We start from the raw sequence: 23,237 nt of genomic DNA on the forward strand, positions 1-23,237 counted from the left end.
TTCCAGCCTAGGTCGGGTGATTATTTCGCTTCAGACCAGCGGTCGCAGATTTTTACGTCTGTGGTAACCGGGACGGAAAGGAGCTGCATTTCCGCGCCGGCCATCGCCTCGTGGAGGATCGTTGCGCCTTCCTCGGCGATGTCCGCCGGGCACATGGCCGCGATCTCGTCGTGGACGGTCAAGAGGATCTGCATATCGGGCAGGAGGCTCTTGTGCAGACGGACCAGGGCGCGCTTCGTCATGTCCGCGTTCGAGCCCTGGATGTGGGAATTGACGACCTGGCGTTCGGCCTTGGCGCGGCGGCCGTGGTCGTGCGACAGCAGGTCGGGCAGGCGGCGCTTGCGGCCAAGCAGGGTACGCAGGTACGGCTCCGGCCGGCGGGACCGGACGGTGCGCAACAGCTTCGCCTTGTACCGATAGACCTCGGGGAATTGCTTTTCGTGTGTGGCGAGGATCTGCTTGGCCCGGCGCAGCGTCGTGTGCGACATGTCGGCGACTTTCTGTGCGCCGGCGCCGTAGTTGATAGCGAAGGCGATGGCCTTGGCTACTTGCCTCATTTCCTTGGTGACATCCTCGGGAGCGACACCGAAGACGGCGCTCGCGGTGGCCGTATGGGCGTCGATGCCGTCATGGAAGCCCTGCCACAGCGCGCCTTTGCCGGCGAAGTGCGCGAGGATTCTCTGCTCGATCTGCGCGTAGTCAGCGACAAGGAGTTTGAACCCCGGGATGGGGTCTACCAGGTCCCGAATTGCTTTGCCCCAAACGGTGTCTGCCCTGGGCCAGTTCTGGACGTTCGGGGTCGAGCACGAGAACCGTCCGGTGACCGTTCCATACTGTTTGAGCATTGGGTGGATGCGGCCGTTGAAGATCTGTGTCGGCTTGTCCTCGGCTGGATTTCCGAGATACCCCTCCACGTAGGTGGAAAGGATCTTGCTGACGTCCTGGTAGCCGAGGAGCGCGCTGACGAACTGGTTGCGTCCCTTGTACGGTTCCAGGGCTTCGGCGTCTGTGCTGGGGGCGCCTTTTTTCGTCAACTTCCTCGGCTTCAGGCCCTGTTCCTCGTAGAGGATCTTCTGCTTCTGCGGGACGCTGCCGATGTTGAAGACGTGGCCGGCGGCGCGGTACACCTCGGCTTCGGCGTTCTCCATCTCTCCGCGCAGCCTGGTGCGCAGTTCCCTGAGAGCGGCGATGTCGATGGGGACGCCCTTGCCCATGTGGAGGAGGCAGTGCAGGACGTCCATCTCCAGGGCCCACACGTCCTCCAGGCCCTCGGCCGTGATCTTCGGCCGCATGTCCTTCCACTGGAGCCATGTGGTGCGGCCGTCGAGCCAGGCGTAGTCCTGGACCTGGCCGAAGGCGTGCTTCTCGACGCACTTGCCGGTGTCGTCGTGGTCGTAGTCGAGGTGGTACCGCTCACGGTCGAGGGCCTTCAGGCCGATGAGACGGTTTTCGTTGAGCATCCACGCGGCGACGATGGTGTCCCCGTACGGCGGGGGTGGAAAGCCCCGGCCCGGGAAGTACTTGGCGACGCTCAGCAGGTCGAATGGCGCGTTGTGGGCGACCTTGATGCGGTCGGAGAAGAAGAGGTGCTCCAGGGCGCCGAACACCTGCGAGGGGCGGAGCTGTTTGGGTGGCTCGTCGAAGAGCGCTGGGAGGTGCTCCCATTCCCCGGTCTGCTTGTTTTTTCGGCGGGTTGCCTTGCGCACCAGGTTGTACCCGTTGGGGTGGCCGAGAGGAATCACCGAGCACGCGCCGTCGGTGGACAGAGAGAGCCAGGTGACCTCGTTGACGGCCGGCACCCCACGATGGGGGCCCGTAGTCTCGACGTCGAAAGCGAAACCGTCGCGCGCCTCGAAGTACTCGATGACGTCATGGAGTTGGTCGACTGTGGTGACGAGCTGGTGCACGGAACGTCCCTCTGGTCGAGAAACAGCCCGCCCCGGGGTGTGGGTCGGCACCCGGGGCGGGCGGTCGGCGGGGTCGGTCAGCTCTCCATCACCAGGTCGACCACTTCGGACATCGCCTCTTCGTCGAGCTTTTCCTTGACGACATCGCCCCACTGGTGGCCTTCGGCCAGGAACGCCGCCAGGGCCTCTTCAGTGAGGGGCTCGACGTCGTACTCCTCGTAGAGATCGCGCTCCTTGACGCGCTCCAGGGTGTACTCGACGCTCTTCTTCTTCGTCTCTTTCTTGATCGTGAAGTAGAGGTCCACCCTGTTCAGCGGGCCGCGCTTGGGGTCGGTGGCGATGTCCTTGAGTTGGCGGGCCACCTTGATGCCGGCCTCCCAGACCTTCAGCGCGGGCGTGTCCGGGTCTTCCAGCGAGATCACGTCGAAGCAGGCGCTGAAACGTTTCGCCTTGTCACCGATCTGGCAGAGCGGGCAGTCCGGGGTGCCCCAGCAGCGCACGCTCTTGGAGCCGTCCTCGATCTCGTCGATCCAGTGCGAGTTGTAGACGTCGAAGGGGCCGTCGCCAAGGATCTTGATGACGGTGGCCTCCTCCGTCACCTTCAGGTACATGTCGGAGCCGGACGCGGAGGCGGCCTTGTCCATGGCGTCCCAGCCGGCCATCTGGGTCGGACCTCCGGCTCCAGTGGCGACGACGCGACCCGTTACTGCCTCGCGCTTCCCGACTTCGAAGCCGGCTTGTTCGGTCTGAGACGTCGTTCCGGGCAGTTCGCGCCGGCGGCGGCCGTAGGTGCGGGTCTCGGGCATGTTCAGCTCCAGTCCTGGACGGGGTCGGGGAGGGCAGCACGTGTCGCGACAAACAGCTCGCGGCATCTTTCGGGGAATTGGGTCTGGGATATGAAGCGCTGGGTGCCCGAAAGGATGCCTTCCTCATAGGCGATGAGGACGACTCCCTCGATCTGGCGCCTGGTATAAAGGCGTCGGCGACCGTTCTTGGATTCGCTGTTGTAGATCCAAGTCGCGCCGGGAAAGAGACCGCTGGATTCCCACTTGTAGATAGTTTTCGGTGCGCGCCCGAGCGCGTTCGCGAGGTGCGAGATGGCGAAGAACTCGCGGTAGAAACCGGAGATCTTCTTGTAGACGGGGTCTTCGTCCCAGTGAGGGGAATCGGCGGCTTGGACGCTCTGTGTGGGATGGGCAAGCCCGACGGGTCGGTGAGTCCCGGGGTAGACGTCCAAGGGCCGTCGGGGTGGGCCGATGCCGGTCATGTCGTGAGCCCCCGGAAAGCCCAGGACTCCTTCTGGACCATGATCTGATCCATGTCCTCCTCGGTGAGCGCGCCTTCCTGGAGGAGGACGTACAGCTCGTCCGCGTCGAGCGTGGGTACCGGCGGGAAGGCGCGGTGGTAGACGGTTTCGCCACGTGCCTTGGTAATCCGCTCGGCCGCTTCGAGGTCGGCCACGATTGAGACGCGGCGCTCGCGCTTGATGCGGACATATTCGGTATCGCCGACTGGGATGGGGAAAGGGAGGTCGATGTACTGCGACCCCTTGTGGTCGGCGTATCCCCGAGCCTGGACGGCGGAGGCCACGGAGTCGCGGAGCTTGTTCATCCGCGTAGTGAGTTCTGTCTGCTGAGCCTTGAGGATCGCCCATTCCCGAAAGGTCGGGATGACCGGGTCGAACGGGAGAGGCCGGGTTTCTGGTGCCGTGCTGTCGAGATGCTCTTCGGGCACGTATTGCTCCCAGGGTGGTGCTTGCGGGAAGGAGCTACTCGCAATGCTCCGGTCCGAAAACCCTATGAGCCCGAAAAATCGCAGCCAATCGGCCAAACGAGTGGCTTACTGAACATTTTCGATGTGCTCGGAGAGCGACTCGACGTCCATGTCCAGGGCGCCGGTGCCAGTGCCGTCGACAACTGCTTCGGACAGGCGTCGGCGCAGAAGAAGGGTTGCCTGGACGCGTTCTTCGACGGTGTCTTCGACCACGAGGCTGGTGACGTGGACACGCTCGAATTGAGACGAGGCGCGTACATGGCGCGTGTTCCTCTGTGACAGAACACCGTTGGAGTACGGCAGATCGTAATTCACGAGATATTGGGCCTCGGGGAGATCAAGACCGTACCCGCCGGCGTTCGTGGAGATGAAGAGGCGGCATTCCGGATCGGTCTTGAACCGAGCGAGGACGCCCGCCTTCTCGTCCGAGGTAAGCCCGCCGTGGAAGAGCGCCAGGTCGCCGTACTTCTCCAGACGCTCGGACAGGTACGGCAGCATCTTGCGATAGTCCGTGAAGATCGCCGCCTTGGTGCCGGGCTCGGCAAGCATGGTGCCCACCAGCTCGTCCAAGAGGGTCAGCTTCGGCGAGCTGTACAGGTCAGGCAGGTCATACCGCCGGGCGGCGAACTCGGCAGCGTACTGGGAACCCCCGGTGCCTTCGTGGTACGCCACGGCTGAGTCCATCAGGAGCTGCGGGTGGTCGAGCAAGAGGCGTGCGGCCTGGAGGCGAGCCATGAGCTTGCCCTGGGGGCCGAACCCCGCCCCGGACTTGAGGCCGGCGTAGTAGGCCGCGATATCGAACTCTCCGCCGGCTTCGGCCAACTCATCCATGGCGGCCTGGAGGTCGGCGAGGATGGCCTTGTAGATCGACCTGGTCGTCTTGTCGAGCTGTACGTATCGGGTGGTCTCGGCGACCTCCGGCAGGTACTTGGCGACCTCGGGGTCCAGACGGGATTTCCGGATCATCGCCCGGGAGAGGTTCTTGTGGAGCAATCCGAGATTCTTGTAACTGGAGACTCCGCCGAAGAAGTTCCTGTTGATGTAGGACTTCTCAAAGAGGTCCCAGCGGCCCAAAATTTTTGCGTTGACCCACTCCATGATGCTGAATACTTCTTCTGGACGGTTTTCAACGGGCGTGCCCGTAAGGGCGATGCGAACCGGTGGCCGGAGTTTCTTGACGCGCTTCGTCGTCTGTGCCGAGAAGTTCTTGATGGCGCTCGCCTCATCGAGAACCAATGCATCGCCGGGCAGGGCGCACAACTCTTTCCAGTCGTGCAACACAGCTCCGTAGGAGACGATCACGTAATCGGCGTGCTGCGCAGTTTCCCATTGAGCGCGACGCTGCTTCGGGGTGCCGTTGACGACGGTACACACGTCCTCGGCGGGCACGACGAGATCCATTCCACGCAACGTGACGGTGCGCGTGGGTGTATCAGTGAACTGCGCGATGGCCTGGGCCCACTGCCATTTCAGGCTGGAGGGCACCATGATGACGCAGCAGCGGATCTCACCCTGGCCGAAGAGATCCTCCAGTGCTGCGAGAGTGAGAACGGTTTTTCCGGTACCCATGGAGTAGGCGACCAGGATACGCCGATCAGAAAGGATTCGGTCGACCGCTTCGTGCTGGTAGGGGAAGAGGGTGCCGGTGAACATCAACGCCTCCTACGCCATGGGTGGTGCGCGTTCCCGTACGCGGAGAGCGCGTCGGTGTCGCTCATGTCGCCCAGGTCTTTCGCCGTGGTGTGGCTGTATTCGAGGTATTTCATCGGAAGTCCGCGAGGCCGCCAGCGGTCATGGATCTTGTCCCGCGACGTGCGGCCGGCAGAGTCGTTGTCGAGGCCGAGAATCAGGTTCCGGCACCGGGACTTGAGAAGGCGCATCTGAGCCTCCGAGACATGCGCGCCGAAACTGGAGAAGGCACCAGGTATCCCCAGGGTGTACGCGCGCACGACGTCTAGAGGAGACTCCAGCAGCAGTGCGCTGTCTCCGCTCCAGGTGAGGTCGCCGAAGAGAGTGAGCGATTTGCGGATTCCTGTTGGGTAGTTGAGAAAGAACTTTCGTCCCTTCTCCTGCCAGCCCCACAGCTCTCCGGTGAGCGGGTCTCTGATCGGCAGAATCCAGTGGCGTGTCTCGGTGTTCCACAGGACACCGAAGTGCTGGCACGCCTCCGGGCTGACCCTGCGCCGTTCGCATGCCCTCTGCGGCGGCGGCGTGAAGAGCGCCAGCGACGCCTCGGTGACGCGGACAGCGTCGTCGACGGCCGGGGTCGGCCCGGTGTCCTCGACGGTGCGGTAGACCCCCAGCCGGGCGATCCATTGGAACGCCTCGATGCGGTTGAACCCGAGCCCGTCTTCGACGAGTTGGATGAACGGGCCTGCGTAGCCGCAGGAGAAGCAGTGGAACAGGCCGGTGGAGCTGTTCACGGAGAAGCTGGGTCGGCGGTCCCGCTTTCCCGTGAGGGACAGGTGGGCCGGGCACCTGGCGAGGTACTCGGTTGAGTCGGGTTTGCTCAGCTCTCGCAGTAGGTCGATACCCAGGGCTCGCATCGCGGCGGGAAGGTCGTGAGGGACGGGATTGGCGAAGGCAGCCAGGCTGTCCCAGAAGTCAGTAGGGGAGGTCGGACTCAATTTCCGCCTCCTCGAACTGCGGCGGCTCCCACGAGATGGAGATGAGATGCTCCTGGGGTGGCGCATTCCGGCTGGCGAGGACTTTCATCCGGTAGAAGAAGTCCTCGTCGGTGGCCTCCATTCCGACGACCAGGTCAGCGTCCTGCACCCAGGCACTGGTGTATCCAAGACTTGATGCTGTGAGTCCCTTCGCTCCCACTTTGTGGGCCAGGGACTGTGTGGTGACCACCACAGGAAGGTCGTTGTTCAACGCGAGCTTCTTCAGACCCCTGGAGATATTCGTAAGCGCGAGGGGAGTCTGGGACTCGCGGCTGATCTCGTCGAAGAGGAAGTACGCCCCGTCGATGAAGACGACCGAGGGGGAGAGCTGGTCGATTTTCGTTTGAATGCCGGCGATGGTCATGGCGCCGGCCCTGTCTTCGGTGACGATGTACGGCTGTTCGCCGAGGGGGCTGCTCAGCGCCGCTTCCAGGACACGCCATTCCTTGGCCGTGAGCTGCCCTGTCTGGAGCTTCTTCGGATTTACCTTGGCCAGGAAGCCGTCCAGTCTCCTGGAGATTTCCGCATACGGCATCTCGAAGCTGACGAGAAGCGGCTTGGCCCCGTAGTCGTACGCAGAGCGCGTCATGCCGAGCATGACGGTGGTCTTGCAGCTCTTGGCGAGGCCGGTGAGGACGATCATCTGCTGGGGCTGGATTCCAAGCGTGACCTGGTCGAGGAACCGGAATCCGGTGGGGATGCCCAGCAGTTCGCCCGGGTTGTCGCGCGCTTGTCGGTAGAGGTCCAGCCGCTGGGCTCCGGTGGCGGCGTAGTTGATTTCGCGCGACCCGGCCGTGGCGGTGGTTGCTTGGGCGAGCATGATGCGGAGAAGGGGGAGCGCGGCTTCGCTGCCGCCCTTGTCCAGGGCCTCGCCGACGGCGCCCATACCCAGGTCGATGATCGTGCGGCGTCGGCTCTCGTGCAGTTCGCGCAGCAGGTAGTCGATGGGGCCCGAGCTGTCCTCGGTGAAGGGAAAGGTCGGGTGGTCGCGGTGGATCACTTCGGGTGTCGGGGACTCGCCGAAGTCGGCCTTGAAGGCAAGGATGCTCTGGAAGACCTTGCGTGTGGCGGGGTCCAGGAAGTGCTCGGGGGTGACGCCGGCCTGACCGACGACCGTGTCCAGGTCGCCGGTCAGGGCGATGTACGAGATCACCTCCTCCTCGATGGTGCTCATGTCACGTCCCGGTCTGCGGGCGGCAGTTGTCGATCGGCGGCGGGCTGGCGGCACTGGTCTGGGTAGTCGCAGAGGCAGTCGCCCTCCGACCAGAGGCAGCAGGGTGTGCGTTCCTGACAGGTGTCCGGGTCGGGGCAGTAGTGCCGGTGGCTCACTCGACCTCCAGCAGCGTGAGGGGCCCCACTTCGAGTTCGAGGTCGCCCAGCGCGATTGGGCCGTGGCACCTGTCGTCCACGACCGGTTCCAGGGTCTGGATCGGCGGGGCGCCCGATTGGAGGGTGATGACCACGGCCCAGGCGACCAGGGGCATTTCCTCGTAGCCGTCCAGGCCGATCTCGGACCGGAACCGGACGAACTTGTTGGTGTCGTCCGGGATGATCTGGGTGGTGATTCGGCGGTTGTCGCAGGCGTCGGGCCGGTAGTCGATCACGGGCGGCCACCACCCTGGGTGAGGGGGCGGGCAGTCCGTGTGGGGAGCCCGTGCCGGACCGCAGGAACGTTTCTCCTGTCGGCGAGATCACGAATGATCTTCCGGATGACTTCCATGCCCTTGGGGGTGATGTAGACCGTGTACGTGGTCCGCGCACCGCCGTCGTCCTGCATGCGGCTGTAGACCCTGGTGGCGAACAGGCCGGCGTCTGCGTAGCGAGCGGCTACGTCGTAGTAGCTGTCGCCGTATGCGTTTCGATGCCGGAAAATGAAGCCCTTCTCCAGCAGCAGCGTTCGCAGCCCCTTCTCCCTGAGCCCGAGGAGCTTGGCGGCCTCGCGGACGAGGAGGTACTTCTCCGACGCGAAGTAGGCGTCTGCCGCTTCCACTTTCGGTGCGGCGGCTTCGAGCTGCTTTTTCGTCGCCTCAAGTTCTTCCCACTGCGCTGCGGCGAGCAGGAGTGCGTCGCCAAAAGTTCGCGGGGTGTCGAAGGCGGCCTTGTCGGCTCCGTAGCCGCCGGTCCGGCGAATTTCCGGCAGAACCTCTCCGGTGATCCACTTCTTGAACGCCCTGGCCTCGGCCTTCCGGCTGCGCAGGATCATCGAGTACAGGCCCGACTCATTGATGACGGACATACGCTGGTCACCGCCGGGGGTGCTCACAGTGTGAGCCCCCTTCTCGTCGTCATCGAGGCCACGCAGTGCGGCGTCGGGCCGCTCCATTTCGAGCACGCTGCACACGTCGCGGGCGACCCACCAGGGGGCGCCGTTGATCATGAGCACCCGCACGCACTTATTCGTCTCGGGAAATACCAGGGGGATGACGTCGGCCATTTACAGCACCTCTCGGATCAGCTCTGGGGACTGCGGGGGGACGAGAAAGCCCTTGGGGCCGTACAGGAAGGCGTGTGCTGGGACGCTGTGGACGATCCGGGCGACGTCGGCCAGCAGCGCGATGGTGCGGCTCATGTGCACGGGCTGGTCGACGAGGAACCGGGCGTGGGGTACGCACTCGCGCTCCAGGCGGCGAGGCAGGTGAGCGGCGACGTCCCGGGGCAGGTAGGTGACGACGGTGACGGGCCGGTCGTCCTCCCACAGGCCCCACAGCGCCTGGACGGCCTTGGGGTTGGTCTCGTACAGCCCCAAGGCGGCGGCCGGCCGGTGCCAGCGCTGCCGGCGGGCGAACCGCTGCGGTGTGTACCGACCGCCGGGGACGCCGAGCAGCTCTTCCCAGACGACGTAGACCCCGGGGGGCACCGGTGCGTCGTCGAGGTCACCGCCGATCACTGGTCGCCCCGGCGGTAGCTTTCGCCGGTGAAAATCTCGCGGCGGGTGCACTGGTCCATGAAGCTGCGTAGCGCCTTGGAATAGCGGGCGGCCCAGTCGTCGCCGGACAGGTTCGTCGTGATGAGGGTCGGCCGGCCCTCGTCGTAGCGCTGGCGCAGGAGCTTCTCCAAGGTGTCCTCGGCGAACTTGCTGTCGGTGCTGTGCTCGTGTCCGACGTCGTCGAGGAGGACCACGTCGGCCCACTGGACGCGCTCGACGGCGTACTGCCAGCGCGAGACGCGCTCGGGATCGACGGATTGATCCGCACGCAGAAGGCTTCGCTCGCGCTCGATGTGCTCGCTGTACCGGGAGGCGTAGACGCTCACGCCCCACCGGCGGCGCAGTTCGCAAAGGACGGCGGCGGCAAGGGTGGTCTTGCCGGTGCCAGGGTGGCCGGCGAAGAGCAAGCCGCGCCCGAAGGCGTTGCTGGTGGGCAGGCCCCTCCAGTTCTTGGACTGCTGGGCGCGGTAGCCCTCGACGTAGATCCGGGCCTTCTTGATCGAGCTGGTGTCGCCGCTCATCTCTTCGACGTCGTTGAGGGTCAGGCCGCGAAGGCGCAGCGGGATTCCCGTTCCGACCCAGCGCGCCTTTTCGGGGTCCATCTGGGTGGTGATCATGTGCTGGACCCCCAGGAGGCGGTGAAGTTGTCGTCAGTGGGGGCGTCGGACCTGGGAGCTTCCTGCCAGGTGCTGTACTCCTCGGCGGTGACCGTGAGTCCCGTGCTGCGCAGGTCGCGCAGCAGTTGAAAGCGGCGCCACTTGAAGTCCCACACGTAGGGCCTGGCGGGGGCCTTGCCGGCGAGACGAGTGACGTACAGGTCGACCAGGGCGCGGCAGTCGTCCGGGCTCAGGCCGGACTCGCGCCGCAGCTCCGAGAACACGGCGACCAGGGCCTGGCGGTTGCCGATCTCCAGACCGCCGGCCCAGCTCAGCGGCGGGCAGGAGTTGGTGAAGTAGTCGGCGAGGCCGGGGAGGCTGTCGGGGCCGTACGGACGCCCCTTGGAGCGCCGTTCACGGCGTTGTCCGGTCTCCGGCGGGGTCCAGCGAGGTTGGGCTGGCGCGGAGGGCTCCGGCTCCCCCTGGAGCATGTTCCGGACGATGGCCGTGGCGTCGAGTTCAGCGTCGGGGTCGTGGATGCTTTTGCGGGCCATGTACTTCTCCTGGCTGTGTGGCGGGCCAGAACTGCCCCGAACGAACGTTCGTGGGCAGCTAATAGAAACCGTAGGTTTCTATTTGCCTAGCTATTTCTTGAGCTAGGGCTTGTGCTTCAGCGCGTATGCACGCGCTCGACGTGTCAGTTGCTGCGTCACCGGAGTTACTCCGTCAGACACTGGAAGCCAGTGCCTCCAACTCCCGATTGGTGGCGACGAGTTGGGAGATGGCCTTGTCGATGAGCTGTTGCTTCGAGCTGCCGGCGAGGGCTGCCTGCACCGGGCCGAAGGGCGATGAGATGTCGACGGACGCGATCCGGACTTGCGTTTCAGTTCGGGCCCCTGGCCAAGACAAGACGCGCACTAGCCCGATGTCGCGCAGGTCCCGTACGGCGCGAGTTGCAGTGCGTAGGCACACGTACATCTCGTCGGCGAGGGCCTGTTGCGTGATGTACGCGCAGGACCAGCCGGTCTCCGCGTCGTAGCGGGAATCGGCGTTGGTTACGAGGCTTGTATAAGCGAGCCGGGCGCGCTCGGGAGCGCGGCCGAGGATGTCCTCCACCGAGACGGGAAGTTCGGGCCCATTTTCGCCGCCGTCGCAAAACGAGGGGTGCATGCTATTCTCCCTGTGAATGCAGATGTACTGGCGTGGCGGCCAAATTCGATATGGCCCCGGCGGACCCCCCTCCGCCGGGGCCATTCGCGTGCTACGCGGGAACTCGGCGCTTCTGGACGCCCTTCGGCGGCCGACCTCGGCCGGCCGGGACCCAGGCGTTCTTCTCGGGGTCGAAGATCTCCAGTCGGGTCTTCTTGGGCTCCCCGTCCTCGGCGGGAGCCTCGGGCTTCGGGGCCAGGAGGGAGCGGCCGTGGATCAGGGACTCACGCGTGTCGGCGATTCGGGCCAGGAGGCCCTCACCGATGCTGTCCAGAAGCTCTTCCGCCTGAGTGAAGGCGTCGACCACCACGGCGATCTCCTGGGCACTGAGAACGACGTCGGGCCCGTCGGGCACGATGGCGAGGGCCGTCTGTCCGTCGTTCTCGTCTTCGAGGGCTGAGGCGCCGGGGGGCTCGTGGTCGGGAAGGTGGCGCCAGGTCACCTCCAGCAGCGCGCGAGCCAAGTCGTACGCCGGCAGCCCGGCACGTAGTGCGGCTGCGGCGACCTGCGCGGTGGCCTCGTCGAAGGTCTCGTTCTCGCTGATCACGAGGAGCATGCCGTGCTCGCTCTTGACGAGCTGGTCGACGAGCGCAGCGCCCACGTCGTCCACGATGTCGATGTCCTCGGGCCGGTCGACGTGGCCCAGGACATCCACGGTGCGGTCATTGCCGGTCTCGTCCCAGAGGACCCGATACGGCAGCTCGCAGCGCACGGCCCACTCCCAGACGGAGTGGACGCCCTTGGAGGTGATCGAGCCGCCGGCCGGCAGGAGCACAGCCAGGTCGTACTCCTCGGAAGGGGCGAAGTACCCTTCGCTGTCCTCGGGGCCGAACGCGAACTGGTCGTTCAGGGAGTCGCAGACCAGTGCCGGAGACGCCTCTCCGGAACCGAAGATGCCCAGCGTCACCGGACGCTTTCCACTAGCCATATTTTCCTCACATGTGTTGATGTGCTGGACGGAAGAGATAGTGCCTTCCAGGTCCGACGGAAAATAGGGGTGTCGTGACCGATTCTGATGAATCCACTCTGTCGGCGCAAAGGAACTCGAAAGGGTGAGACACCCCGCCTGACCTCTAAGGACCCGGCATTGGCATCCCCCGTCTGGCTCTGCCTCGGACGAGAGCGGAAATGTTTTGTGTCTCACTCCAACGGCGCAGCATGGAGAGTGCGCCAGACAGGGAAACCGCAGCTACCGGTAGAAGGAAGGTTCGGTCCACCCAGTGGTCTAGCGCCAGGGCGGCGCCCAGCGCGGTCGCGGACTTGACGTAGCCAGCGAGGGCGTCTGGCAGGCGCAACAGCATGCACGCCGGTCGTACAACGGGAAGCAGGAGGCATTCCCAGGCGAAAAACGTGGCCAGTGCGAGCACGATCAGATGTGTCATGAGGGCCCCTGTGTCAGGGGGCGCTCGCGTACACGATCCGGTACGAGGCGCCCACGCCCAATTGGCGCTGAATGATCTGGTCGAGACGGTACTGATTGACTCTTTTTCCCCGGTAATAGTGCGAGCGCGAGTTCCCTGGATCGCCCTCCCACAGGTAGTCACCGCTTGGCTGGCTTCCGTCGAAGTACGGGGCCACTTTGTCGGCTTCCTCCAGAAGGAATTGATCGAGCAGGAAGGTCAACGGGCCCACATTCGGGAAAGGCCCGTGCTTCACCCGTGCCTGATAGACGGCGCCGTTGTAGGCGACCCGGTTTCCAACCTCGTACGTGGCTGTCTGGGTCCAGCCCGGGTAGCCGGCCGGGTCGACATCGAGAGGCGTCCACACGGCGCCGTTGCTGTCGGGGATGACGGCCTGATAGACCGACGCCACGTCGTCCGCCGCGTAGCCGACGCTGACCATCCCGGACCCGCCGAAGGTGGGGCTGGTCTTGAAGGTCACTGCCAGACGGAACCAGCTCTGGTTCAGCCAGGGGTCGAAGAGTGGGCTGCTGGTGCCTCGCACGAGCTGGGCGCCGTTGTTGGCCCAGATCGTGATCGGAACCGGGCACAGCGTCGGCTTCACGTACAGGCTGGCCGTGTAGACCGTTGAGGGCTTCAGGCGGCTGATGAGTGCGTTCTGCCCGGTCACCGTCGTGATGCCGGTGCGGGGTGATGTTCCGCTGATCAGGGTGGCGGTCGGCGCGGTGTCGATGTTGAACTGTGCGGCGTTGCCGACGATCCCGGCGCCGGTCGACAGCGTGAACGCCGCCGTGATGCTGGGGTCCTTCACCAGGTTCCAGCCCGAGACACCGTTCTGAAAACTCGGGTTGGTGACGTAGTTCACGCGGGTTGCTCGGAGTTTGAGGATGAGTTGCCGAGGCGGTTGCCAGGCGCGTGCAGGACTGGCGCCCGCCTTCTTCGTCGACAACGTCGAGGGAATCCAGATGCGGTGCTCGTCGGCGTAGAAAACGAAGCGGGAGGCACCACCCGAGGTGATGCGTGGGACGACGGCCGCCCAGGCTGCGTTGTCCTCCATCAGGAGTTGGGACGTGGCCTGTTGCCACTTGAAGCCGCCTGCCGTGGTCACGCCGGCTCCTGACGCCTGGGTCCCGATCAGGTTGAAGGAGGCGTCGTAGCGGAGGATGGCGCACTGGAAAACCTGGCCGGCGACCTCGGTCGCGGCCGAGATCTGTGCTTGGTAGACGACGCCGGGCTCTACCCGTACGAGGGCGGCCTGGAGGGGCCGCAGAGTCAGGGTGGCCGGGGCGGGGACGGGGGTGCCCCCCACATCCGTGCTCGGAGTAGTACCGGGCAAGGCGTCGTCAGTGCTGAAGGCTCGGTACTTCACATCGGCGTAGGTCTGCCGCCGGTTGCTGAGGTTGGGATAGGTGCCGAAGTTCGCGACCGCCGTGTACGAGTTGGCCGGCGGGGGAGACTGATAGACGAATTTCCCGGCGTAAGTGCCACAGGATGCCCGTTCGGTACTGCGGCTGTATGACATGTAGTCGGTTTCGCCGGTTGCTGCCACCGGCTCGTAGAGCATCCGGCCCTCGTAGCTCGCCTGCTCCAAGCTGAACAGGTTGGAACCGAACTGATTGCTGTCCGCGTCCAGGCCGGGCGGCGTCTTCTCGAACTGCACATAGGCCAGTTGCTGAGTTTCGTTCAAGGCCATGTTGGTGGACGTGATGCCAAGCCTTGCCAACTCGAAGACACCATAGATACGCCCCAGAGGCCCCGGTACGTATTCACTATTGGGCACAGTGATCGAGAGCGAGAGCCGCTTCCACTGACCCACCGTGTCTCCTGTACCCCCGGGGCGGTAAACACCGGAGGTCACGTGGGTGAAGGCCGGGTCCGCGTAGACGACAGGGCCATAGGGGACGAGGGCGAAGTCGGCGAATGCGCCAGGTACGCTGGACTGGCTCACCGTGCAGGCGCCGTTCCCTGCACTTGCACCGGCGAGCGATATTTGTGTGATGAGGCGCAGAGCGGGATCGAAAGCGCCCCTGCTGGTGCTCGTCCCGGAGAAGGTGACGGGAATGGGCATGGTCATGAGCGCAGCCTTTCCAGCAAACCCCATCCAAGGGCGGAATTGTTCCGGGTATCGCTGACAGTGGCGAGAGTGCGCCAACTTTGTCCCGGGATACGGGACTCCACCAGGATGTCCGCTGCGCGATTCCTGACCCTGAATCGCTCGCCTGACTGGACCGGAGTCCACGTCGCAACCTCAGTGACCGTAACTCCGGTGACGGCCCCGGAAGTGAAGGTCAGTTGGGTGTAGGTGAGCCGATCCCGAGAGGCAAGCCAATAGTTGGTGGCGTTGTAGCGGAAGACAACACCGTGCTCCATCAGGCCGGCGCTGTTGTCAGGTGCGGACATGAACGTGACGTAAAGCTGTTCGCCTTGATGGCCGGACGGCGGGTCGTACACCCAGTTGCGGTAGAACCAGAGAATCCGCCCGGCCTTCTTTTCGTTGTCTGACGTCGAGTTCCAGGCCGTGGGACGCACAACGCCGCGCCCGTTGCTCCACGTTCCGTAAGAGACGTTCCATGGAATAGGAACGCCCTGCTGGCCCGCGGCTGGCTTGACGTAGCCCGCGGGGGCATTTCCCGTGGACTGCGGGTACGCGAAGTTGTGCAACTCAAATCGGTCGTAGAGGAGTTGGGCATCGGAGCCAAGAAAACCGGTTCCACCGAAGACGCCGTAGGAGTTGTAGAAATTGATGAATATGCGTACGTCCTCGCCCGAAGCAGTCGCGGTGCGGTTGTGGTAGAGACTGACCGTGTATCGCTGGGAGTTGAGGCCGCACCAGCGCCACCACTGATTATCAGTGTTGTACCCAGTGGGGAATATGCCGAGAGAGGGCAGGGCGGCTTCGTATAGGTGTCCGCGCCAGGCAATACGGTCACCCTGCCTATACGATCGCGTGGCCGACCAGGAGATCACCTTCGGCGTGTAGATGGAATCCGTGATGATGCGGCTGATCTCGGGCGACGTGTTGGCGCTGTACGGAGTGAAAGCCCACTTGTCGGGATTGAGATCCGGCTGGCGACCGACAGATTGCGCCTTGGCCATATAGACCGGCGGCTTGCTCCAGCCCAGCGGATTCCAAACCACGGCCTGGCCCGCGAAGTACGTGTTTGTGGGGTCCCAGGCGGGAGCCTTGACCGGGCCGGACAGGAAGACTTCACGGGTGCCGGCAGCGGTCTTGGCCGTGTAGTTGAGCGCGTTGCCCGTGCCCGGACTGCTGGTGCCAGAACGTGCGCCTTGCGGCGAGATCCACCAGTCGGGGCTCAGACCCGAAGACACGTCGGGGTTGGTGGCCCCGCCGGAGATCGAGAGGTTCCAGCTCCCGTAGCCCCCGGTGAGAGGGTTCTGCTCGGTGAGAGTGTCCTGGAGCGAGTTCGGCGTCAGAGCCTGCCAGTAGGTGGCTGACAAGGGGTCGCCGGTCGGGGGGACGTTCAGGTTGATCCCGCCGCCCTGGATCATCCAGTAAGACGCTGTGATCCCGTATCCGGTCGAGAGGGCGTTCTTTCCGGTCACGGTGAGTTTCAAGGTGTTGCCCGTTGGCGTCAGGCTGTAATTCCCGATCAAGCTGATCGGGATGAGCTGGCGCGAGGGGCTGTAGAGGTCGAGGGGCGGCATGGTGACGGCGGCACCGTTCACCGTGGCGGTCACGATGCCTCCGGCGGGGTCGCCCACGGCGACCAGGAGGACGTTGTAGGAGCCGGCGCCGCCGCTCGCGGCATTGAACGTGAAGGTCATTGTGTCCCCGGGAGCCGCGCCGTCCAGGTGGACGTAGCCGGGGTACGGATCGGCGACTTGGTCGGGGTCGCGCACGATGGTGCCCGCCCCGGTCCTGACGGGATTCGACCCGGTGTAGGACAGGTACGCCGACTCCCGCCTGGGGGTGCCGATGGCCGCGTACAGCTCGCCGCCGTACTGGACGATGTCGCTGTAGAGCTGGCTGCCGGCAGTCGTCGAGTACACCGTGTCGCGCGCCCAGGCTGGGAACTGGGGGCTGGCGAAACTGGCCTCGTCGAGGTCGTGCAATTCGTTGTAGCCAATGGACACGTCGGCATCCCAGCCGGTAATGGCTCTGACAAGCGCTGCGGTTGAAGCGGTGCTGCCCCGGTCGCGCTGAATGAGCGCGGCGTCACGCACGTAAGTCCTGCGCAGCTCGGGCAGCGTCGGGAGCCTGTCGGCGATTCCCATCTGCTGTGCGAGCAGGGTGACTTGCCGGTCCGTGCACTGCAACACGTCGTTGAGGCGCAGTAGCTGGTCGTGCTCACACTTCATTACGTCGAAGAAATAGCCGAACAGCGAGCAGAAGCGGGCGAGTTGCTCATTCACGGGAATGCTCGACGCGGTTGATTCGACGGTCTCGACCTTGTACGGACGCGGAATGTTGTCATACAGAAGCAGGCTGTTCCCAAATTCCGCGACTGCCAGGCCGACTCCACCACCGCAGCGCACCCACTGCTCACTGATTCCCGAAAGAGTCCAGTAGGTCGGATTCAGGTCGGGAGGAGCGCCGGGGCCGGCCTTTATGCTGATGTAGACACCAGAGTTGTAGGTGACCAAGTCTCCGGGGTAGTAGGTGATGGTGTAGTCCCACGTGTCCGGTGCCGTCGATACAAATACGCCGTAGTAGTACACCCGCCCGGGGACCACGGTGTCGTCGAGGAATGTTCCGGTGTCCGTTCCGGCCGAGGTCTCCAGAACCACCCAACCGTCGTCTTCTGTATCCGGGACGCCGTAGGAGTTCCGAATGAGTCGCAGCTTCGTCCACGCCTTGACCCCGGCCAGGATCTGAGAGGCAGCGGCCTGCACCGGGGCGCCCCATGTGACCTCCAACGCACCGAAGCCTCGTTGCTCGACGAACACGGTGGAGTCGAAAGCCACGAAGGCAGGTGCGCCGTAGAGGGTTTTCGAGTAGATATCGAGTTCGTAGACGCCCACAGTTAGCTCACCTCACGTCAGGTCGCGCACGAAGGAGAAGCTGACGGTGGCGTTCGCACTCACGGAGGCGGAGACGAGGCCGTGCTGGGAGATCTGCACCTGCATGGTCGTGCCGGCGTTCCACCGCCCCTGCCAGGCCATGTTGATTCGATGCCTGATCCAAGTGCGCGTTTCAACGATCGAGTCCTGACCGGCGACTTCCTCAGATCCGCGCATGAGTCGCACATGCACGAAATGGAAGTCGTTCGCGTGTTGCGTCGTGGAGTCGGCCCAGACGTTTACCGTCACTTCCCAGAAGCCCGATACGGGGCAGGCGATGGTGGAACCGCCGTGGTACATCTTGTTCGGGTCGTAGTCGGCCGCGCCCCATTTGAAGGGTGTCCAGGACTCTTCCCCGGTGGGTACGTGCATTCCCGGGGCACGGATTACTGCGGCGGCGGGCTTGCTGGGCTTTGTGCCGGACTGACCAACAAGGAGTTGGGTCATCAGAGTCAGCCAGGTCGTCTGCTGCTGGATCGTCTTGATCCTGTCTGAGACGTCGGTGAAGGTCTTGGCAGCTCCGAAATTCGCCACGGGAGCCGGTGTTTTGAGTGTCATGGACCCGGGAGGCGGCGGCCAGATTCTCGGCTGAATGGTGCTCGGAGACCAGCCGACCCAGGTATGCGGGTTCGCGCCGACGGTGCGCTCGACGGCCGCCAACTCGTTCTGCAAGTCGTTGACGTGAGCGGCCCAGATCGTGTCGACCTGGTCGACCTTCGGGGTCCAGGACTTCACCGACATCGGGTAGACAGCAGGCATAGCGTCGCTCCTATACTCCGCCGCTGGCGGTGACGCTGATACTTCCGACGATGGGAATTTCGCTTTCGCGGCAGATGACGTCGGCTGTACCGCTCTGCGGTAGATCGGAGCGAGCCATGAGCTGAATGACGACCCAGTCCACGCCGGGGACTTCCTGTACCGCGTGGTAGAGGTGGGAGATCGAGATCCGCGAGGCGAATGTGGTTTCCGGAGGTGTGAAGACCTCCTGGATCGCCTGCTGAACCGCGAGTTTCACTGTGTCGCGTCGATAGCGGGGCAGGACCGACAGCAGCACTGGGAGGGAACCGGAGCCGATATTGACGGGGATCAGACTGCCGTTGACGACGTTGACCACGACGCCGGACAGGGCCCGCTCCTGTACGTACTGCGCGACGGAGTCCCGCTGCCCCTCGCTGCTGGGAATGTTGTTCGGGCCGATGACGTAGATGGTCACCGCGCCGGCTGAGCGGACCACGGCGCGGGCGTCGGCGACACCGGCGACTGCCAGGGCGAGATCGGCGTAGTCCTGGGCGGAGACCGCGCGGCCCTGTGTGCGGAAGAGCCTGGGGGCGTTCTCGCGGATCTGGTCGGTCGGCTCTTCGTCGGCGCCGCCGGCCATCGGGGCGGAGCCGACCACGACGACGCCGGGCAGGGCGTCGGCGAGGTCCACGATTGAGCCCTGGGGGACGTTGCCGTACGCGCCGCCGCCGGTGCGGTAGGCCGCAGCGAGCTTGATGCCGGTGGCCGGCAGGGCACCGGTGGTGCCGTCGCCGAATGCGACGTGGGTGATGCCCTGGTCGTCGGTCTCGGCGGTGAAGACGAGGTCACTGTCTCGGACGAGGAGAAAGTCCCTCACGCGGGTCCACTCGGTGCCCCCCACTCCGTCGTCGAGGAAGATCCGCACGGTGTCCAGGAGGACGGGCGACTGCGCCAGCGTGAAGGTCTGGGACTTCGTGCCGTCGCTGGTCCCGATGTCTTCGACCCGGACCGTGGTTCCGGGGTCGCCGGACGTCGAGGGATAGAGCACGAGGTTCCGGTCGCCTTGCGTGCTGCCTTCGACGACAAGACCCACGACCTGCGGCACGGGAGTCGTGTAGGCCGGCACGATGACGGGAGACGCCAGCTCGTAGGTGATGGGTCGGTCCAGGCTCGGGATGTACTCCGTGATGACCTGCGTGCCGGTGTCCAGGATCAGGGGCGAGACCAAGCCGGGTGCCGGTGAGAAAGCCACCTGTCCGGCGGCCGGGATTGCGGGCTGCGGTTGGTAGCCGAGCTGCTGTGCGATCGCGACGACAGAAGATCGCTGAGTGGCGGTCGCGAGAAATGATTCGTTGGCGATACGATCTTGGTAGAACGAGATGATGTCGCCTACGTACGCGAAAAGCTCGATCATTACCACGCCAAAATCGGCGGGGGACCGAGAGGTCCATTCCGGTAGTGCCTGCGTCGCGTACTGGAGCAGCGAATCCCGGTATCCGGTGAAATCACGCGAGGTGTAGTCGATCTGCGCGACGGCTCCGCTGTCGACAGCCACGGGACACACTTCCCTTCCGGTACCTCCAGCGGAACCGAATGAGAAACGAGTGCTGGCCTGATAGTGGGATTCTACGGATGAGAGGGACTGCCCCGTTAATTACTGCGGGGTGGAAACCACCGTGCCGCCGACCAGCACGCCTACAGTGCGGGTATTGTCGCGCTCAGCTCCGGGGACGTCAGCGCGGCCTACCTGGACGTTGATGTTGACGGCACCGAGGGCTTCGTTTACATCGGCCACGATGGCGGACACAACGGCGGACGGCTCGAACTCGGCGACGGCGTCAAGGACGGCGCGCTGAAGCTGGTCGTTGGCGACATCGGCGTTGACTGCGAAGAGCGCCGTCGAGGTGGGGACGCCGTAGGTCGCGCGCATCACGCGTTCGCCGGGCAGTGTGCCGACCAAGGCGTGGACGCGGTCAAGGAGCTGCTCCCGCGCGTCGGTGGTTGCTGCGACCCCACCGGAGTGGTCGATGGCGAAGGGGACGCGCATGGCGGTGCTGACGGCCTGGTCGACGGGCGTGTAGGGCTGGACTGCGACCGAAGCGACGTCGTCGGTGATCGAGTCGACCGGCATCAGCGCACAGGCTCTGCGGACGGCATCCCCGAAGGCGAAGAAGGCCGGCTGTCGGTTGTCGGGCTGGCTGACGGCGCTAGACGAGAGGTCGCCGCCCGCGTAGAAGGATTTGCGCAGGCTCAGCGAGAGGTCGAGCTGAACGCCCGCCCTTGCCTTGTTGCGGTTGCAGATGTTCTGCACGTCGTCGCCGGCGAAGCTGATCGGAGCCCGGTCGGTCTGGAAGCCGGCGGCCTCCAGCTCCTGAACGATCAAGGAGATCAGGACCGAGTCGAGACCACTGATGTAGGCGACTTGCTCCGATTCGCGCTGGTCGTCCACACCGTGCCAGACCACGGTGCGGCTGGAGTTTCCGGTGTTCACGACGCAGAACGGCTCGTCGAACCCGGTGGAAGGCAGCGCGAGGGAAGGGGCTGTGAGGTCGCTACGTGCTTCGAAGGAGTACCACGCTCCCTCGTCGCCGGCGGCGTATGCGGCGAGCTGAGAAGTGGGGGCCTCGATCCCGCCCCCGTGGATGGCCGCGTGCAGGAGATAGACACGTGTGCCATAGCGGTTCTTGATGTCGTAGTCGATGCCGAGCGTGTTGGCGGCAGCTAGGGCACGGAAATTGGGGTAGGCCACTGTCTTCTCCTCACAGGATGCGGGCGCGAATTCCAGTCAGTGACATGTCGTATGCGGGGGCTGCGCCGCCGGGAAAAAGTGCTTGGAGATCACCGTTGGTTTCCATGGTGATGCGGGCTGCCGGAGTGTCGTGAGGGCCGACCGGTATGACGACGATCCACTTATTGTCGAAAGCGGCCGAGGAGCTTGCGCCTTCGGTGCGGTAGAGGGCGGTCACGGTGTACGTCGTCCCTGGCGTCATTCCCGTGATCTGCCTGGAGTTCGAGGCGGAGACGTTATCGGGGCCCTGGCTTTCCGCTGAGCGGTTGTCGTCTCCGTCGGCGAGGATGGTCGCCCCTTGGAGGACACGAACACCCATCAGACAGCGGCCGGCGTCGGTCGTGTTCTGCATGAAGGCGCCGAACACCACGACGGCTTGGCCCGAGGCCGGGGCGATGAAGCTGACGCTCGGACCGTTGGCGTCGGTCACGTAGGTGGCGCTTGTGGTTGTCGTCGTAGTCCGGTACTCGCCGTAGGTGGTCTTGGAGTTGTAGGCCGTCCTGTACGTCGTGGCGGTGGTGGCTCGGTGGCGCTCGACGGGCCGGGCGGTCGCCGGAAGGCTTGCGAATTTCACAACCACACCGAGTCCGATGGCTGTAGAGGTCTCCACCGAGCCGGACAGCTCAACCATGCCGTCCTGCGTGGTCCGGTAGACCGGTGAGCCGGCGGAAGAGGCAACCCACCCGGGTTCCAGAGCAAGCGGTGTCCAGACCCCGGGAGCTGCCGAACGCATACGCGGCCAGTAGAGGGGGTGGCTTCGGTCTCCGCCGTCGAAGGTGACGAAAACCTGGTCACCCGGGAGGGCCGAGCCGATGCTGGCCGGCTCAGCCCAGCCGCTTACGGCCGTGCCCATGATCTGGGGGATCTGGAGCCGCACCCGCCCCCGGTTCTGGGGGTCCTGGGCGGAGACCACGATGGCGCTGTAGGTGCCGTACAGGGGATTCACGACAGACCTCCCGAATACGCGGCACGCCAGCGTCCGTTGACGAGCACGGTGGGTGCGGCCTTCACCGGTGGCTGCTGCACCTTGAGGTCGAGTCTTCGGGAGTCATTGCGGCCGAGCACGAGAGTGCTGGTGTACGTGGTCTTCTGCGGGTAGAGCAGGTTGACGCTGATCTTGTGGACGGCGGATCGGACCATCCACAGGCCCAGATTGCTCTCCCCGATCGCGTCGCCCTGGAGGTCGACGGTGGAGCCCGGCCGCAGGCGTGGGTCGCCGTCGGTGACGGCTCGGGCCTCTACCCACAGCCAGTCCGATTCCGCCGCAAGCAGGCGGCCTGCCTGGTTGTAGGACGCGGCCGGCCGGTCCCCGTACTGCCGGTCCAGGACGGCAGCCACCTGCTGGCCGTGCAGAGTCGTCCGGCTCTGGGAGTACGACGCCGGTGTCAAGACGCTGCTGGTCCGGTTGTAGGCCACTGTCTGATACCGGGCCCGGACGCCTCCAGCGGGGTCGGTGTCCCCTAGGACGGCGGAGAACTCGCGCAGACTGTCGATGGCTCCAGGTGTCTTGGTCGACCGGAAGGAAGGCACGCTCCCGTCGGATGCCGGCATGACCGTCTCGCGGTCGACGAACCAGAGCACCGTGCCGTCCACGTAGACCCGGTAGCCGATCTGGTCCGAGACGTCGCACAGGAACTGCCAGTCCGACATCGACTGCATCTGCTGGGTGAGGACGGCGCTGGAGCCGTCGACTCGCGGCTGGAGGTTGTATTCAGCGGACACGGTCCGGGCGATGGCGGACGCAGAGGTGTCACGCCAGGTTCGATTGCGGCGGGTCTGCATCAGCATGCTGGTGCCGGTGAGGGTGTAGACCACGGGAATCTGCACCGCGTGCCCGTATCGGGGATCGGTTTCTGACGCGAGCACCCTGGACGACGCGACGTAGCCGTACCAGTCAGCGGAGTCATCGGCCCACCAGCCGAATTGCAGACGCACGGGTGTGTTCTCCGCCCACACGGACCCTGCGGGCGTACGCCACTGCTGAGACGGCAGGGTCGGGTTGTACGTGTGCATCACCGTCAGTTCGGCAACTTGGTGAGCCTGCTCGGCCTGGTACAAGTCGATGCTGCTGATCCACGCCCCCTGCTCCAGAACAGGTTGGGTGGCCGTGAGGTGCGGGCGGTAGAGATTACGCCAGGCCACGGGGCACCATGATCTGGAGGCCGGCCACCGGCTGTGTCCAGTCCAGTACGCGAGGGTTCGCCTCCGCGAA

21 protein-coding genes are annotated in these 23,237 nt (G+C 64.8%); all 21 read right to left on the reverse strand.

Features of this window, described 5'->3' with window-relative positions; translation table 11 throughout:
• Positions 1-20: 20 nt before the first annotated feature.
• Positions 21-1,742 (reverse strand): DNA polymerase, encoded by a 1,722-nt coding sequence (locus RLT57_RS20815; protein WP_311298785.1) that lies wholly within the window; start codon positions 1,740-1,742, stop codon positions 21-23.
• Positions 1,743-1,984: 242 nt separating this feature from the next.
• Positions 1,985-2,713 carry a hypothetical protein gene (locus RLT57_RS20820; RefSeq protein ID WP_311298786.1) on the reverse strand — a complete coding sequence of 243 codons (729 nt, stop codon included), beginning with the start codon at positions 2,711-2,713 and terminating at the stop codon, positions 1,985-1,987.
• A gap of 2 nt (positions 2,714-2,715) precedes the next feature.
• On the reverse strand, positions 2,716-3,174 hold the full coding sequence (locus RLT57_RS20825) for a hypothetical protein (RefSeq protein WP_311298787.1): 459 nt from the start codon (positions 3,172-3,174) through the stop codon (positions 2,716-2,718).
• Complete coding sequence (locus RLT57_RS20830; protein ID WP_311298788.1) at positions 3,171-3,641, reverse strand: hypothetical protein; 471 nt, start codon at positions 3,639-3,641, stop codon at positions 3,171-3,173. The genes RLT57_RS20825 and RLT57_RS20830 overlap by 4 nt, the downstream gene beginning before the upstream one ends.
• A 105-nt stretch (positions 3,642-3,746) precedes the next feature.
• The gene (locus RLT57_RS20835; RefSeq protein ID WP_311298789.1) at positions 3,747-5,333 is read right to left on the reverse strand and encodes a DEAD/DEAH box helicase; all 1,587 of its coding nucleotides are present in this window, start codon (positions 5,331-5,333) and stop codon (positions 3,747-3,749) included.
• Positions 5,333-6,373: a toprim domain-containing protein gene (locus tag RLT57_RS20840; protein WP_311298790.1), complete on the reverse strand. Its 1,041-nt coding sequence runs from the start codon at positions 6,371-6,373 to the stop codon at positions 5,333-5,335. Before RLT57_RS20840 ends, RLT57_RS20835 begins: the two co-directional genes overlap by 1 nt.
• On the reverse strand, positions 6,285-7,520 hold the full coding sequence (locus tag RLT57_RS20845) for a DnaB-like helicase C-terminal domain-containing protein (protein WP_311298791.1): 1,236 nt from the start codon (positions 7,518-7,520) through the stop codon (positions 6,285-6,287). The genes RLT57_RS20840 and RLT57_RS20845 overlap by 89 nt, the downstream gene beginning before the upstream one ends.
• Before the next feature lie 151 nt (positions 7,521-7,671).
• Positions 7,672-7,950, reverse strand: a complete 279-nt coding sequence (locus RLT57_RS20850; RefSeq protein WP_311298792.1) for a hypothetical protein — start codon at positions 7,948-7,950, stop codon at positions 7,672-7,674.
• Positions 7,947-8,780 carry a phage antirepressor gene (locus RLT57_RS20855; RefSeq protein WP_311298793.1) on the reverse strand — a complete coding sequence of 278 codons (834 nt, stop codon included), beginning with the start codon at positions 8,778-8,780 and terminating at the stop codon, positions 7,947-7,949. Before RLT57_RS20855 ends, RLT57_RS20850 begins: the two co-directional genes overlap by 4 nt.
• Positions 8,781-9,233 carry a hypothetical protein gene (locus RLT57_RS20860; protein WP_311298794.1) on the reverse strand — a complete coding sequence of 151 codons (453 nt, stop codon included), beginning with the start codon at positions 9,231-9,233 and terminating at the stop codon, positions 8,781-8,783. It lies immediately after the preceding gene.
• Positions 9,230-9,889 (reverse strand): ATP-binding protein, encoded by a 660-nt coding sequence (locus tag RLT57_RS20865; RefSeq protein WP_311298795.1) that lies wholly within the window; start codon positions 9,887-9,889, stop codon positions 9,230-9,232. Before RLT57_RS20865 ends, RLT57_RS20860 begins: the two co-directional genes overlap by 4 nt.
• A complete protein-coding gene (locus tag RLT57_RS20870) occupies positions 9,886-10,422 on the reverse strand; it encodes a hypothetical protein (RefSeq protein WP_311298796.1) in 537 nt (178 codons plus the stop codon). The genes RLT57_RS20865 and RLT57_RS20870 overlap by 4 nt, the downstream gene beginning before the upstream one ends.
• 172 nt (positions 10,423-10,594) lie before the next feature.
• A complete protein-coding gene (locus RLT57_RS20875; RefSeq protein WP_311298797.1) occupies positions 10,595-11,038 on the reverse strand; it encodes a hypothetical protein in 444 nt (147 codons plus the stop codon).
• Positions 11,039-11,129: 91 nt separating this feature from the next.
• The gene (locus RLT57_RS20880) at positions 11,130-12,005 is read right to left on the reverse strand and encodes a hypothetical protein (protein WP_311298798.1); all 876 of its coding nucleotides are present in this window, start codon (positions 12,003-12,005) and stop codon (positions 11,130-11,132) included.
• A gap of 467 nt (positions 12,006-12,472) precedes the next feature.
• Positions 12,473-14,551, reverse strand: coding sequence for a hypothetical protein (locus RLT57_RS20885; RefSeq protein WP_311298799.1), 2,079 nt, complete (start codon positions 14,549-14,551; stop codon positions 12,473-12,475).
• Entirely contained in the window at positions 14,548-17,460 is a 2,913-nt protein-coding gene (locus RLT57_RS20890; protein ID WP_311298800.1) for a hypothetical protein, read from the reverse strand. The genes RLT57_RS20885 and RLT57_RS20890 overlap by 4 nt, the downstream gene beginning before the upstream one ends.
• A gap of 12 nt (positions 17,461-17,472) precedes the next feature.
• Positions 17,473-18,258, reverse strand: a complete 786-nt coding sequence (locus RLT57_RS20895; RefSeq protein WP_311298801.1) for a hypothetical protein — start codon at positions 18,256-18,258, stop codon at positions 17,473-17,475.
• A 10-nt stretch (positions 18,259-18,268) separates the two neighbouring features.
• Positions 18,269-19,792, reverse strand: coding sequence for a baseplate J/gp47 family protein (locus RLT57_RS20900; RefSeq protein WP_311298802.1), 1,524 nt, complete (start codon positions 19,790-19,792; stop codon positions 18,269-18,271).
• A gap of 99 nt (positions 19,793-19,891) precedes the next feature.
• On the reverse strand, positions 19,892-20,986 hold the full coding sequence (locus RLT57_RS20905; protein WP_311298803.1) for a poly-gamma-glutamate hydrolase family protein: 1,095 nt from the start codon (positions 20,984-20,986) through the stop codon (positions 19,892-19,894).
• 10 nt (positions 20,987-20,996) lie between these two features.
• A complete protein-coding gene (locus tag RLT57_RS20910) occupies positions 20,997-21,971 on the reverse strand; it encodes a phage baseplate assembly protein V (protein WP_311298804.1) in 975 nt (324 codons plus the stop codon).
• Complete coding sequence (locus RLT57_RS20915) at positions 21,968-23,167, reverse strand: contractile injection system protein, VgrG/Pvc8 family (protein WP_311298805.1); 1,200 nt, start codon at positions 23,165-23,167, stop codon at positions 21,968-21,970. Before RLT57_RS20915 ends, RLT57_RS20910 begins: the two co-directional genes overlap by 4 nt.
• Positions 23,168-23,237 lie beyond the last annotated feature (70 nt).

It is taken from the genome of Streptomyces sp. ITFR-21, from assembly GCF_031844685.1.
In the GTDB taxonomy this organism is placed as follows: domain Bacteria; phylum Actinomycetota; class Actinomycetes; order Streptomycetales; family Streptomycetaceae; genus Actinacidiphila.

Bases quoted from the DNA above. Each gene is read 5' to 3' on its own strand.
- RLT57_RS20820 (WP_311298786.1), bottom strand. From the start codon at position 2,713: ATGCCCGAGACCCGCACCTACGGCCGCCGCCGGCGCGAACTGCCCGGA.
- RLT57_RS20825 (WP_311298787.1), bottom strand. From the start codon at position 3,174: ATGACCGGCATCGGCCCACCCCGACGGCCCTTGGACGTCTACCCCGGG.
- RLT57_RS20835 (WP_311298789.1), bottom strand. From the start codon at position 5,333: ATGTTCACCGGCACCCTCTTCCCCTACCAGCACGAAGCGGTCGACCGA.
- RLT57_RS20840 (WP_311298790.1), bottom strand. From the start codon at position 6,373: ATGCGCCACCCCAGGAGCATCTCATCTCCATCTCGTGGGAGCCGCCGC.
- RLT57_RS20845 (WP_311298791.1), bottom strand. From the start codon at position 7,520: ATGAGCACCATCGAGGAGGAGGTGATCTCGTACATCGCCCTGACCGGC.
- RLT57_RS20855 (WP_311298793.1), bottom strand. From the start codon at position 8,780: ATGGCCGACGTCATCCCCCTGGTATTTCCCGAGACGAATAAGTGCGTG.
- RLT57_RS20865 (WP_311298795.1), bottom strand. From the start codon at position 9,889: ATGATCACCACCCAGATGGACCCCGAAAAGGCGCGCTGGGTCGGAACG.
- RLT57_RS20870 (WP_311298796.1), bottom strand. From the start codon at position 10,422: ATGGCCCGCAAAAGCATCCACGACCCCGACGCTGAACTCGACGCCACG.
- RLT57_RS20875 (WP_311298797.1), bottom strand. From the start codon at position 11,038: ATGCACCCCTCGTTTTGCGACGGCGGCGAAAATGGGCCCGAACTTCCC.
- RLT57_RS20880 (WP_311298798.1), bottom strand. From the start codon at position 12,005: ATGGCTAGTGGAAAGCGTCCGGTGACGCTGGGCATCTTCGGTTCCGGA.
- RLT57_RS20885 (WP_311298799.1), bottom strand. From the start codon at position 14,551: ATGACCATGCCCATTCCCGTCACCTTCTCCGGGACGAGCACCAGCAGG.
- RLT57_RS20895 (WP_311298801.1), bottom strand. From the start codon at position 18,258: ATGCCTGCTGTCTACCCGATGTCGGTGAAGTCCTGGACCCCGAAGGTC.